Origin of the sequence: Methylobacterium sp. 174MFSha1.1 (assembly GCF_900116815.1) — a bacterium.
Lineage (GTDB): Bacteria > Pseudomonadota > Alphaproteobacteria > Rhizobiales > Beijerinckiaceae > Methylobacterium.
Window position 1 is genome coordinate 114909 of sequence record NZ_FPCB01000011.1, and the last position, 14948, is coordinate 129856.

The 14948-nt window shown below is 75.1% G+C and carries 1 protein-coding gene; it reads right to left on the bottom strand.

Annotated elements, in window-relative coordinates; all coding sequences use genetic code 11:
- Positions 1-14 precede the first annotated feature (14 nt).
- Positions 15-14894 carry an FG-GAP repeat domain-containing protein gene (locus BM430_RS10560; protein ID WP_143131993.1) on the bottom strand — a complete coding sequence of 4960 codons (14880 nt, stop codon included), beginning with the start codon at positions 14892-14894 and terminating at the stop codon, positions 15-17.
- Positions 14895-14948: the final 54 nt, after the last annotated feature.

The following is a 14948-nucleotide window of genomic DNA, read 5'->3' on the forward strand; positions in this document are numbered from 1 at the left end:
CGGTGCAGGCCATCTCAGCGGATCACGGTCCAGGACTCGCCGTAGGTCTGAGCGGTGCTCAATCCTTCGTCCATCACCTGCGTGCCGTTCATGATCCACTCGTAAGTCGCGCCGATCGGCGCAGCAGCACTTGACTTATTGCGAAACAGCAGATCGGTCCGGCCGTCCCCGTTGAGATCCGCCACGGTCGCCACGTCCCAGCTTTCGTCGACCTGCCGGGCCAATGGCGCGGCACTGACGACGTTGTTTCCGTTGCGGCCACCCATCGTGAAGTCATAGAGCATGCCGTTCAGGAGATCCGCCGCATCGGCAGCATTGTGGTAGCGGAAGAGCAGATCGGCAATTCCGTCACCGTTGAAGTCGCCGATCCCCGCCACCCCCCAGCGGTCCGTACCCGCGACGAGGCTCGTCACTCCCTCGGACAGGACAGTGGTGCCGGTCATGGTCCAGATGTCGGTGGCGCCGTTGAGCGGATCGGCGCCGTTCGCCGCGTTGCCGTACTGCCAGACGATGTCGGCCTTGCCGTCGCCGTTGAAGTCGCCGGAGCCGACGATGCGCCAGTTCGTGTCGGTCACCTGAACGGAGGTGAGGCCGCTGGACTCGGGCTTGGTAGCGAGCCCGTCCATCGTCACGATCATGGTCTGGCCGGTCCGCGCGTCGGCCGGCCGGGCGGGATCGGCGAAGCGCAGGAGCAGGTCGGACTTGCCGTCGCCGTCGAAATCCCCCGTCGCCGCGATCGTCCAACCCGGATCGCGCGGCGTGTCGACCGGGCCCTCCGCCACGACCTGCGACCCGTTCATCTCCCACAGGTAGGTGCTCCCGTTGCGGGGATCTTGCGGGTCCTGCGCGTTCCGGTACTGCCAGACCACGTCCGTGCGGCCGTCGCCGTTGACGTCGCCGAAACCGGCCGGGTTCCATCCGGCCGGGGCGCCGCTGGTGCTCGGCCTGCCCTGCCTGTCCACCGTCAGGCCGTCCATGAACCAGAGCTGCGCCGCCCCGTTCAGGGAATTGTCCGCATCGGCCGGGTCCGCGAACCGCCACATCACGTCGTCCCGGCCGTCTCCGTCGAAGTCCCGCCGGACGACCGGGTAGGCCGAGGATCCGGCGAAGCTGCCGACCCGGGTGAGGGCGCCAGCGACGGAGCGGTCGAGGCCGCTCCCCGTGAAGGCCGCGAGAGCGCCCACGAGCCCGGCCGCGTCGCCTCCCGCACCCGCCAGTGCCTGGGAGGCGGCGCCCTGAGTGGCGATGCTGACCGCGGTGGCGACGCTCAGCAGGTCGGCCGGATCGGACAGGGTCGCGGTCTTCTGTGCCAGCAGGGTGTTGCTGGCGCTGGCGATCTGCGCCGCCGCCGCCGCCGCCGCCGGGGGGACGCCCGCGGCCGCCGCGACGGACGACACGGTGTCGGCCGCCGCGAGATCGAGGGCTGTCCCGGCCGGCAGCGCGGTGATCGCCCGGGCGAGCGCCCCGGTCACGTCGCCGGTGGCGCCCGCACCCCGCAGCAGCGTCAGCGTATTCAGCACCGCCGCGTTGGCGACGAACAGCGCGGCCCCGCCCGCCGTGCCGGCCTTGGTCGCGGCCAGGGGGTCGGTCCGGGTGTGGTCGGTCTCGGCGGGCAGGCCGAAGGCGGCGTTGACCCGCGCGGTGGCGCTTGCCACGCTCTCTCCGCTGCCGGCACTGATCGTCTGCACCAGGGTGGTGAGCGGCGTGACCGCCGCCGATCCGGCCGGCGCCGCCAGGGTGCCGGTGAAGGGCAGGCCGGTGGCGCCGTCCGTGCCCCCGGTCAGGACGATCGGCCCGGTCAGGCCGTCCGGCAGCGCGTAGGCGCCGCTCGCATCGGTGGTCGTGCTGTACTCGCCCGGGTCGAGCACGCCGTTGCCGTTGCCGTCCACGAACGCCGTGGCGCCGCCGAGATACCCGTCGACCGCCCGGCCGTGGTAGAAATCGCCGTAATTGCTGGTCGAGCTCGGGTCCTTGAGGCCCTTGGCCGCCATGCTGGCGAGATCCCGGACCATCGTCTGCGGCGGCGACGCGTGGATGCGGGGGTTGTGGATCAGGTTGTCGAAGAACTTGACCGCGGCATGCGCCGCCGAGAAGAGCTCCCTCGCCATCGTTTCGCCGTAGGTGAGGATCGCGTCCTTCGCCGACGCGAAATAGACGTTGGTGGTCAGGGCCTTGAGGACGTCCTCGCCGAGCGCCCGCGCCGCCCGGCCGGCATCGCTCGGACGGCCGCTCGCGAGGTCGACCAGGGCCGCACCGGCGTCGCTGCCGACGGCCCCCAGGCTCTCCGGCGAGAAGCCGCCGCTGGAGAGCGTGAACAGATCCTTGGCGACGTCGCCGGCGCTCGCCTTCAGGCCGTCGAAGTTGCCCGCGCCGAGATTGCCGAAGCTCTGGCCGATGTTGATGGCTGCCGATGCGTAGGTCCTGGCGGCCGTCTTGACCACCCCGCTCAACACGTTGCCGAGAAGGTCCGATGTTGCGTTGGTGACGGTGAAGACTCCGGTCAGGGCCGGGGCGACCGGGCCGAGCGCATGGGAGACGGCGTTGATCGACAGGATCGTCAGCGCCACTTTCGAGGCGAGGCCGACCCGTGCGACGGTCTGGCCGGCGCCCTCGCCTAGCACCTCGTTCCAGACCACGTCGGTCAGCTTGGGCAGTTTGAGTCCCTCGCCGATCTTGTCGCCGAGGACGGGGATGGGAAGCCCTCTCGTGACGATGTTGGCCCCGATATCTATATAGGTGCGGTAATCCGTGGGCCGTGCCGCGATGTCGCTGTAGACTTTGCCCGCGCTCCAGCTGGAGGGAGGGGCCGCCTGTGCCACGGATTGGATCGATGTCCATCCGGAATCGAAGAACGCCGCCGCCGAACTCACGTCGAACGAGATGTCGGCCATCGCCTTCTGGACCGCCGCCTCGCTGGTGAGGAGCGCGCCGCCCGACGATGCCTGGATGCCCCTCGCGGCGATGTCGCCGAGGATGGTCTGGACGACCTTGAACGCGGTCACCCGGTCGGTGGCGCCGACGAATGCATCGTTCTGGATCGAGCCGATCGCGCCGAGACCGGTCAGCACGTCGTTGCGCATCGCCCCGGCGAGCTGGCTGTAGAGGGCGTTGACTTGGTTCGGCAAGTAGGTCTGGACCTGCTTGCCGTCGGCATCACGGGTGAGCTGATAGTTTCCTTCGACGAATTGTGCGGACTTGATGGCGAGCCAGCCCAGGGCGGTCTGGCGGGTGAGCGTGGCCACCTCCGCGCTCGCGCCGACGAGGGCCGGGGCGAGGAGCCTGTCGAGGGCGGTGATCGCCTGGTCGGGCGTGAGGCTCTCGTTGGCGACGAGGTTGACGATGTCGGTCTCGGCCGTGCCGGCCATCAGGCGGCGGACGAGCAGCCCCCGCGTCTCGTCCGCGTTCGCGGCGGCCCGCGGGGACGGTGAGGTCGCGAGCTGGTCCGCCAGCACCGCCAGCGCCTGATCGTAGGCGTAGCCGGCCGTGTAGGAGGCATTGATGGCCTTCACCTCGTCCCGCGTCAGCCCGACGAAGGACGAGGCCCGGAGGGCGTCGAGCACGTGGCCCTTGAAGGCGAAGGAGTTGAAGGCCTCGCTGCGGCCGATCTGCGCGACGGAGACGCCGCTGGCGAAGCTGGCGTCCGCCACCGTGAACGAGCCGCCGTACTGGCCGACCGCCGATCGCAGCAGCACCCGCGCGTCGTCGAGGGAGAGGGCGGTCGGGTCGGCCGGAACGCGCGTGCGACCGCGATCGTCGACGAACGGGGTGGTGCCCTCGGCGACGCGCCGGGCGAGTTCCCCCGCCGTCTCGCCGATGGCGACGCGCCGGGCGAGTTCGGCCGTGACGGCGAAACTGCGGGAGGTCGAGCCGCCATCGTACTGCGTGAGGAGCGAGCCGAGCAGCGTCAGCCCGGCATCGGTGGAGACGCGACGCGTCCGGGCGTCGCTCTCGACGTCGGCGATCGCGCCGGCCACGCTCATCCGGCCGTCGATCACCGCGAGGACATCCTGCGCCGCGTGCGCGAGCCCGCCGGTGAAGAACGGATCGCTCGCCGGTCCCCAGCGCGTGCCCATGCCGGCGAGCGCCTCGGCCACGGACGTCTGGGTCGCCGCGTCGGCGTCGCGGCCGAGCGCCACCAGCAGGGCGAAGCTCTGCGCGGTCGACAGGCCGCCCGCCGCGCGCAGGGCGGCGACGACCGTCGATCCCGGGACGGCCCGGGCCGCGACCATCGCCAGGAGATCGGTCTTGACCGCCGCGAAGGCCGTCTCGGCCGCGCCCGTCGCGTCCTGCATCTGCCGGAGGATCGGGCCGAGAGCCTGTCCCGCCCGGTTCGCCGCATCATAGGCGCTGTTCAGCGTCGTCAGGGTGGCGTCGCGGCTGGCGTTCTCCTGCGCCGCGACCCCGAGGAGGCTCGCCACCGCCTGCGCGCCCGTCACCGTGCCGGCACCGAGGCGGGCGTCGACCTCGCGGATCGCCCGCGTCGCGCCGCCCGCGAGGTCGACGAGCCGGCCGGCGAGCAGCGCGCCGCCGTCGATCGTCCCCGCCTGGCCGACGAAGCCGAAGGCCAGGGGCACCACCGCGTCGACGCCGACGCGACCGCTCGCGAGGTAGGCCGGCAGGCGGGCGGTCAGAAAATCCTGGACCGCGGCCTTCGCCCCCTCCGCGTCGCCCGTCAGGATGTCTCCGAGCAGCAGGAGGCCCTGCGTGCCCGGCAGCGTCCCGCCGGTGATCGCCGCATCGACGAGGCCGAGGATCTGGCCGGCGCTCGACGTGCCCTGGGGCGTGGCGATCAGGCCGCCGATCTGCCGGGCGATCCCCTCCACCAGGGCAGCGTCGCCCTGCGCGGCGAGGCCGAGGAGCAGGGTCGCGGCGGTGGCCGAGGAGACCGTCGCGGTCGGGCCGAGGCGCGCGGCGGCGTGGTTGGTGACGTCGCCGACCAGCGCCAGGGCCGCCGTCCCGGTGAGCGTTCCGGCACCGACCAGCGCAGCGAGCCCCTGCGCGGCCGCCCCGGCGAGGGCCGGCACCCCGGCGAGGCCGGCGAGCCACGCGGCGACCGGTTCGACGCCGAGCGTGCCGGCCGCGGCCGCGGCCGCGGCGAGCGCCGCGGGCGCGCCGATCCGTCCGTCCGCGACCAGACCGGCCAGCTCCCGGCTCGCCGTGAGCAGGCCCGACCCGGGGAGCGCCGCGGCGGCGCGCGACGCCTCGGCCAGGGCGGCGTCGCTCGCCGTGGCGACGGCGGCGAGCCGCATCAGCGCCGAGTCGCTGCCGAGACCACCCAGGGTGGCGACGGCGTCGGTGAGACCCGTGCGGGTCAGGCCGACGCGGAAGCCCTGGGTGGCGGTGGTGATGATGAGGTTCTGCAGCGTGAGGGCCGCGTTGGACGACGCGACCGTCCCGGACAGGACCTGCCCGTTCAGGGCGACGAATGCGGCGAGGAACTCCCGATAGGGCGCATTGCCGATCGTCGCCAGGAAGCCGCTGGCGGCCTCCGGCGCGAGCGCGCCCGACAGGATCAGGCCGTTGACCTCGCCGGTCACCGCGCCGGCCTCCGGCCCGCCGGCGAGGCCCGCGGTGGCGAGGCCCGCGAGAAGCGTCGCCATCCGGCCGGCCTCGACCTGGCCCGAAACGACGGCCGCGTCGAGGCGGTCGGTCAGGCGCGCCGCCGCGCCGGCCTCCCCGGGCAGCGCAGCACCGAAGCGCCGGCCGATCCCGGCCAGGAGGGCAGGCCCGCCCGTCGCCGCGAGCGCGAGCAGTGCCGCGACGGCGGCATCCGACAGGGCCGATCCGCCGGCCACGACCCCGTCGAGGGCCGCGCGCGGCGACAGCGCCCCGGCCGCGACCAGCCGGCCGATCTCGACGCCGACCGCCGCCTGGAGCGCCGCATCCCCGCCGCCGGCCATGCCGCCGATCAGCCGGCCGAGCGCCTCGGGATAGGCGCCGGTCCCGGCCGCGGCGGCGATATCGGCGAAGACCTGCGCGGCCGTCGCCTGCCCCGTCGTGACGAGTCGCGCGAGCTGCGCGGAGAGCGCGGCGACGGGCTCGGTCCCGGCTGCGGCGACGGCCACCCAGGCGTAAAGCGTCACGGCGGCGTCGCGGCCGAGCGTGCCCGCCGCGACGGCCATCTCCACGTCCGCGATCGCCTCCCCGGCGCTACGGCGACCGGCGGCGATCAGCCGGGCGATGCCGGCGCCCGCCGGCCGGCTCGCGAGGGAGCGGACGAGCAGGAGGTCGGCGGTGGCAGCCGGCAGCGCCGCCGCCTCGATGGCGCGAGCGACATCCTCCTCCCCGACGAGGCCGCGCCCGACGAGACCGGACAATTCTCCAACGATCGCCGCCGCGAGGGCAGGATCGGCCCCGGCCGCCATGCCTGCGACCAGACGCGCCGTCGCCGTGCCGAGGCCCGATCCCGCGACACCCTCGAGAACCGCGAACAACGCGGCTGAGGTCAGGTCCCCGGCCGTGACGAGCCGCGCCAGCTCGGCCGCGAGCGGGCCCGTGTCGGTCCCCGCCGCGAGAAGCGGGACGGCGGCGGCGATCAGGCCCGCCTCGCGCGCCGGATCGAGCGCTCGCGACACCAGGAGCGGGCGCAGGGACGCGATCACGTCCGCCTGATCCACGAGCCCGGCCTCGATCAGCGCCGCGAGACCTGCGCCGGCGGCCCGGGTCACGGCCACGAACTCCCCAACGGACACGGCCTGGACGCCGCCCGCCAGGACCGTGATCGCGACGCTCGCCGCGAGGACGCCGCCGGCCACGGCGGATCGCACCTGCCCGGACACATCGCTGGCGGCGAGTCCGCCCGAGAGCAGGGCCGGAAGCTCCGCCCCGAAGGCGCCCGCCGCCCCGGCCTGCGCCCCCGCCACCGCGAGGGCCACGGCGAAGCCGCGCGCCCCGGTCAAGGCGCCAGCCGTCACGGCGCTCCCGAGGGAGGCCGCACCGTCCGCAGCCGTGAGCATGCCCCGGGCGATCAGCGCCGCGATCAGGCCGGCGCTCGCCGTGTCCGTCTGCGGCGCATGCGGGACCCGGTCCAGGAGGCCGGCCGCGCCGGAGAGCGCCGCCGCGGCGCCGGTGGCCGGGACCCGTCCGCCGGCGACCAGGCTCGCGATCTCGGCCGTCACGGCGTCGGCGGTTCGCGGCGCTTCGGCCGCCAGGACGACGAGCAGGCCGGCGGCCGGCCCGATCGCGAGGCTTCCGGCCAGGACCCCGTCGTGAACCGCCTGCAAGGCCTGTGCGACGGTCATGGTTCCGGCTGCGGCGAGCGCGAGGATCTCGCGGCCGACCGCGACGCGGGCGGCCTCCGGCCCGGTGGCGACGAGCCCAGCCAGCAACGCCGCCGCACCGGAGGCGGGGAGCCCGCCGGCCTCCATCGACGCCAGGACGGAGGCGACCGGAAGGCCGCGGACGACGAGGCGGCCGAGGCCGGTTCCGGCCGCAAAGCCCATCTCGGCGCCGCCTTGCGCGGATGCCGCAACGAGAAGCGACGCCTCGGCGGCGAGATCGCCGCTCCCATAGGCGATGTCGGCGGCCTGTACGGAGGCGAGGGCGGCGGCGGCCGTGATCCGGCCGGCGGCGACGAGGTCGCCGACGCGCCGTCCCAGGGGCTCGGCCAGGGCCGGCACCGCGAGGGCGGCGCCCGCGGCGATCGCCGCCTGCGCATCCGCCGCGATGCCGCTGCCGTCGATGGCAGCGATCGCATCCGCGGCCGGGATCGCTCCCGCGGCGACGAGCGTCCCGATCAGGCGGCCGGCCGCCGCCTGCCGAGCGGCCGTGCCGGCGCCCGCCTGGCCGGCGAGGCCGGTGACGGTCGCGAGAGCCGTCAGGCCGCCGGACGACACCATCCGGCTGAGCTCGGCGTCCAGGGCCGCGCGCAGCGCCTCGCCGTTTCCGTACGGGCGCCGCGGGTCCTGCGATGGACCGACCAGAACCGCTTCGGCGACGAGTCCGATCGCCCGCACCTCCTGCACGGCGGTGAGGGCGCCGCTCGCCTGCGCGGCGCCGAGGCCCGCGACCATGCGGCCGATGGCGGGCAAGCCACCGCCCTGCGCCCGCGCGGCGAACGATATCCCCGCCAGGGATTTGGCTGCCGCGCCGGTCGCGCCGAGCGCCGTGCCGGCGAGCAGTGCCGCCAGGGCCGCGTCCCCGATCGCCGGGCCGAGCAGCTCCTGCTGAAGGTCCGGAGTCGCGCCGGCATCGAGGAGCGCGGCCAGCGTTCGGCCGGCCGCGACCTGCCCGTCCGGTCCCGCCGCATCGGCGAAGCCCAAGAGCAGCAGGGCGCGGTTGTCGTCGCTGAGTCCGGTGGTGGCGGCCAGTCCGGCCAGAGCCTGCGCGGCCGTGATCCGCCCCGTCTCGACGAGGCCCGCGGCGGCCCGGCCGGCGGCGATCCCGAGATGGACGAAGGGCCGATCGGGGCTGGCATCCGCGTAGCGAGGCGGATCGAGCCGGGTCAGGCTGGCGAGGACGGCCAGGACCCCGTCGGCACCGAGACCGTCATCGGCTGCGGTAGCGATGGCCTGCGTGAAGGCACCGGGAGTCTCGCCCAGTCCCAGCGCCACCTGCCGCATGAAGGCGAGCTCGCTCGGCCTCGCCGTCTCCGGAAGTGCGAGCAGCGTCTGCCCGAGGACGGTGTAGACCTCGGCCGGGGCAACGCGCGTCGCCGCGACGAGCCGCGCGATCAGCGCCGTGATCGCCGCGCCGGCCTCGTTGCCGTCCCCGAACGGCGCCAGGAGCGCGATCGCCTGCGCGGCGCTCAGCAGCATCGGGCCGCCCTGCGGGGAGATCGCCTGTTCCAGCGCCGCCAGGAATTCGTCCCGCCCGGAGCCCGGCTGAAATCCGCCCGCCGCCGCGGAGGTCGCCCCGGAGAGCAGCGTCGCCGACGTGATGGTGCGGGTGTCGATCAGGCTCGCCAGGAACGGAGCTGATTCCGCCCCCGCCAAGCCGGCCGTGCCGATCGCGGCCTCGATCAGGGCCGGCGTGACGGTGCCGGCGGCGAGGAGCGGCCGGATCGCGCCGCCGGCGGCGAGGCGGAGCGCCCCGTCTCCGGCGCGCGCCACCCGCGCCAGCAGGTCGAGCCCGATCCACGCCGTCAGGGCGCCGCCGGTGATTAGGCCGGCGAGGGCGTCGGCGACCATGCCGGGCGAGGACGGGCTCGCGGCCTTCGCCGCGATGGCGGCGACGATCGCGGTGCGCGCGGCATCGGTGACGCCGCTCACCTGGAGCCGGTCGGCCTCGGCCATGCCGGCCAGGACCGGAAGCGGGCTGCCGGCGGTCGCGTCCGCCAGCGCGAGGCTGCCTTGGCCGACGAGGAGCGCCAGCCGCCCGCCGATCGCCACCGCCAGGGACGGGTCGGACGACACGAGCGCCAGGTCCGAGAACAGGGTGACGAGCCGCGCCCCGGATGCGCCGAGGGACGCGGCGGCGCCGGCGACGGCGTCGAAGGCCGAGGCGGTGGCGAGGCCGCCACGGATCAGTTCGGCGAGCTGACCGGCCGGCACCTGCCGGTCCGTGACGGGAGCCGCACCGAGCGTGAGCGCCGCCCCGGCGAGGAACGACGCCGCCCGCCCGGCGGACGTCGATCCGGCGGCCGTGAGCGCCACGGCCTGCCGCAGGTCGTAGACGCTGGCGAGGCCCGCCCGCACGAGATTGGCCGCAGCCTGCCCGAGCGCCGCCGCGCTGCCCTGCGGGCCGGCTTCGGCCCAGCCCGCGAGCAGCTGGATCGCGGCCGACGCCGCGAGCCGTCGGTCGGCGAGTGCGGACCCGATCGCCGCGAGCGCCGAGCCGCTCCGTTCGCCGTCGGCGCCGGTGAGGGCGGCGAGGAGCGTGCCGGCCGTTGCGGCGATCCGGGCCCCCGTCGCCGTCGTGCCGGCATCGGCGGCAGCGCCGAGGACGATCGCGACGGCCGGACCGAACGCGAGGATGGGCGCGACGGGGGGCCGATCGGTGCCGTCGACGGCAGCCGCGAGGCCGGCGGCGGCCTGAGCGGGGGTGACGCCGCCCGCGGCCATCACCTCGGCGAGCCCGGTTCCGAGCGCCGCCGCGGCGTCGGGCGCGAGGGCGGCGGTGCCGGCCAGCACCGCCATGAAGCGGTCGGCCGGGATCGTGATCGCGGTGGTGCCGATGAACCGGGCGAGCTCCACCACGGCGTCGGCCCCGCCGATCCGCCCGGAGGAGACCAGGGTGCCGACCACCTGTTGTGCCCCGTCGACGGCCGCCGCCGCGAGACCGGCCGCGAGGTCGACCGCCGTCGTCGCCGTCACCGTGTCGGCCGCCACCGCGCCGCCGAGGGCGGTGGCGAGGTCCGAGGCCGAGACGATGCCGTGGCCGAGGAGTTGGCGCACGGCCTCTCCGGCCGCCGCGAGGCTGCCGCCGGCCATCAGGCCGATCGCGGTTCGCAGGCCCTGGCCGGCCGTGAGCCAGCCGTCCACCACCGCCGTATAGACGGCGTACCCGCCGGCCCCGGCGGCCAGCGTCCCCGCCGTCACCAGAGCCGCCACCCGGCGGCCGGCTTCCAGCGGCAGGCCGCCATCGACGCGGCCGGCGGCGGCGATCAGCAGCGACACCGCTTCCACGGGGGACAGGGCCGGATCCCGGCCCTCGCTGGCCGCCATCACCGCCGCCGCCACGCGGTCGGCCGCGATCTGCCGCGAGGCGAGCAGGGCGGCGATCTCGCCCGCCACCGCCACGATGGCGGCGGACGCACCGCCCGCGGCCGTGCCCGCGACGGCGGTCAGCGCCGCGTCGAGGCCGATCGCCCCGCCCGCGATCACGCCGTCGATCGCCGCCGCGACGGTGGGCCCCAGCGTGGCGCTCGCATCGAGCCGGGCGAGCAGCATCGTCGAGAGGAGCGTCACGCTCTGCGCGGCAGTGATGACGCCGTCGCCGCGCAGGGTGGCGAGCGACCCGACGACGCGCGTCCCCGTCGGGGTCGCATCGACGACGGCCGTGGCGAGTGCCCCCGCCGCCGCGGCGCGCAGGCTCGTCGTGCCGCGCAGGCCGAGCACGGCGAGTCGCTCGACCGCCTCGTGCGCGGTGAGGACGCCGCTTCCGGCGAGGTCGCTGATGCCACGCACCACCGTCGCGGCCGGCAGGTGGGCCGTCAGAGCGAGGAACCGCTCCGGGTTGCCGGTCGCGTAGAGCGGCAGCACCAACGGCATCGCCTGGGCGGGGTCGAGCGTCCCACCGGTGACGAGGTTCGCCACCGCATCGGCGGCGTCCACGGCCGGCATGGCGGCGAGGAGCGCGTTCATCCGGGTGGTGAAGGTCGCGGACGTGGCCGCGTCGCCGGCGAAGCCCGGGAGGAGATTGGCCAGGAGCGCGAACTGGACCGCGGTCGACGCCGCGCCGAGGCTCGACACGAAGCCGGTCGCCCCGGTGACCGGTTCGAGCCGGCTCAGCTCCCGCGTGGTGGTCGCCATCCGGGTCGCGTCGGCGCCGTAGCGCAAGGCGACGGCGGCGATCGCCGCCTCGGCGCCGAAGCCCGGCCGCGGCACCTGCTGGGAATAGTGGTTGGTCGTCGCGACCGTGACGATGTGGTCGAGGACATCGGATTCGGCGCGCGGGACGCCCAAGATCTCGACCAGGACGGACACCGCCTGGACGGGGTCGAGCCTCCCGGCGTCGAGTTCGGCATCGACCTCCTGACGGATCGTCGTGGCCGAGACCCCGTAGTTCGCGACGAGACCGGCGAGCGTCCCGACCGCGTCGTCGCGGATCGCCGCCGTGGCCGATCCGGCGAGCGGGACGACGAGGGCGAAGGCTCGGTCTGCCAGTTCCGGACGGAGGTTCAGGAACGCGCTCAGCGCCATGGCGCCGGCGCTGCGGATCGCCGCATCCGCCGCTCCGAGGATCCCGACGAGCCCGATCAGCGCCGCGCCGGCCGAGGTCGCATCGGTGGCGAGCGCCGTGATCTCGTCCAGGGCCGCCGCCTGGAGCGTGCCGCCATGGGCCTTCGCGACCACACCCAGGACCGCGATGGCATCGGGCACCGTGAGCCGGCCGGCCGTCACGGCGGCGTCGATCTGCGCCACGGTGACCGGCGCGGTCGCAGCCCCGACCGCGTCCGCGATCGCGGCGCGGATCGCGCCTCCGTCGAGCCCGATCAGGCGCGTCAGCACCGCCAGGGTGGTCGAGGCCCCGAGCGTGCCGGCGGCCTGCATGGCGGAGACCTGCCCGGCCACGTCGCCGGGAGCGACGAGGCCGCGCGACTCGCCCTGGGCAGGCATCGCCAGGGCGACGAGGCGGGCGATCCCGACCGTCTCCGCCGTGCCTCCCCGCGCGATGAGATCGAGGAGGAGCCGGCCCGCCTGGGCGCCGGTCAGGTTCCCGTCCCGGATCCGCGGGGCGAGGTTGTCGAGGATCGCGTCCGCCGCCGTCCGATCGCTGTCGAGGAGCGAGGCGATGGTGCGCGCGACGGCCTGCACCCGCGCCGAGGTACCGAGGCCGGCGGTCTGCCCGAGCGTCGACGGGTCGGCGAGCAGGATGTCGAGGGAGTCGGCGAGGACGCTGGCCGATCCCGTATCCGCCCCGGACTGCATGTCCTGGAGCGCCGTGATCACGGCCTGGCGCGGCATCACCCGATTGTCGATCAGCGCGGCGATCTCGCTCTGAAGCAAGGCCGCGCGGTCGCCGCTGCCGACCGCGAAGGCGACCAGGAGCGCGAGCCCCCGCACCCCCGTCAGCGTGCCGGCGCCGATCGCCGCGTCGACCAGCGCGACGGCACGGGCGCCTGTCAGGCGCTGCCCCTCGACGAGGGCCGCGACGATGCCGCCGGCCGCGGCCTGCAACGCCGCATTGCCCGAGCCCGCCTCGGTAAGCAGCGCACCGACGGAAGCCTCCGCATCGGTGGCCGAGACCAGGGACACCGCCTCCGCCGTGAGGAGCGCCCGGATCGTCGCGTCCGATCGTCCGGCGAGGGTGGCGAGGACCCGGAGGGCCTCGTCGAGGGAGAGCGCCGTGGCGGCCACCGCGGCGTCGATCGCGCCGGTCACCGCCGCGGTCGACGAGGCCGAGAGCCGGACGAGCGCGTCGACCCCCGCGGTGCCGATGGTCGTAGCCCGCGTCGACCCCACGAGGGCCGCCAGGATCGTGACCGCCTGCTCCGTCGTCAGCGCGGCGGCCGCCAGCCGGTCCGTGACCGCCGCGGTGCCGGTGGCGACGACGAGGTCGTTGCGGGTGGCGAGCGTACCAATCTCGCGGCCGATGGCGGCCTGGAGGGCCACATCGCCGTGGGCCGCCATGCCGAGCAGGATGTCGAGGCTGCGGGCGGCACCCAAGGTCTGGCCCCCCTGGGCCATCCCGTCGATGACACCGATCACCGTTCCGGCCGGGACCGGGCCCACGGCGACGTAGGCCTGGAGGGCGGCGCCGACGAAGGCGCCCGTCGCGGCATCCGCGTCCGCGACCGTCGCGACCTCGACCAGCACCCGGGTGATTTCGGGCCAGAAGACGCTGCTGTCGCCCACGACGACGACCGGCAGCGCCGCCGCGACGGCTCCCCCGAGGTCCGAAGCCGTGGCGTGGGCCGCCGTGACGGCTGCCAGGATGGCCGCCGCCGCCGCTTGGCGTCGGGTCGCGTCGCCGACATAGCTGCCGTTCATGCCCAGCAGCTGAAAGCCGGCGCTACCGCCCACGCCGGCCAGGATGGTCACGGTCTGGGTCGTGCCGAGGCCGAGGGCGCTCGCCCCCACCACGAGGCCATCGATCCCGACTCCTGCCCCGACCCCGGTCCGGATGCTGTCGCCGACCGCCTTGAGAGCCGTGCCGCCGCGGGCCGCGACGGCGGCGAGCGCCAGCGCCGCATCGGCGCCGGCGAGACCCTGGCCGGCGCGGTAATCGATGGGACCGATCGCCCAGGACGGCTGGATGAGCGGGTTTGGAATATCCTGCGCGACGTGGACGGCGTCGACGAGACCGGCGATCTGGCGGGCGGCCGCGACCTTGGGCGCAGCGTCCGTGGCGGCACCCAGGATGTCGAGCAGACGGTTGACGATCGTGCCCCCACCGAGGCCGGGCAGGCCCGCCATGCCGCCGATCACCGCCATCGCGTCGACCGCGGTGATCAGCCCGGCGGCGATCTCGGCCAGGATCCCGGCGGCGACGGTGCCCGTGGCCCCCGTCGTGTACCCGTAGGCGTCGGCGCTGTTGATCAGCGCCTGCATCAGCGAGACGGACTTTCCCGCATTCAGGCTGCCCGCGTCGATGGCGGCGCGGATGTCGCGGATCACGTCCGCGAGGGAGAGCGAGCCCTGGTCGGCGACCGCCTTCATGAGGACGGCGAACCCGACCTGGTTATACGCATCCACCGCGTTCGCGCTGCCGGCGAGCATCGCCAGGGACGCGTGCTGAAGGCCGGCATCGCTGCCGATCGCCGCCAGCATGGCGGTCTGGGCGTTGTGCTGGTAATCGGGCAGCCCGAGCGCGAGTCCCCCCGTCAGGGCGATGAAGCGCGAGGCCGACAGCCGTCCCCCCGAGAGGGCGTCCTGGGCCGCTGTGAGGGCGGAGCGCAGGGCAACGATGCCCGGCGATCGCTCTCCCTCGCTACCGGCCTCGCTGCTACCCTCGCCGCCACCCTCGCTGCCGCCTTCGCGCGATGGGCCGGGCTGCTGGCCCGCGAGACCTGCAAGGGCCTGCCCCGCCTGAACGGTGAGCGTATCGGTCGCGGCGGCCGAGAAGCCGAGGATCACCGTGATCGCATCGGCATAGGAGAGTTGGCCGTCACCATATGCCGCTTGCAGGCTGCGGGAGAGATCGTGAACCACCCCCTCCGCCGGGGCCTGCATCGCCGCGGCGATCGCCGCCCCTACCGCCGTGGCGTGCGTCGCGTCGTGGTCGAGGCCGGTCAGCGCTGTGCCGAAAGCCAGGAGTGCCCGGATCGAGCTGACGCCTCGGTCCGCCGCCACGCTCGCGATGAGCCCAAGGCCACCCGCCGCCGTTCCGGCACGATGCGCCGCATC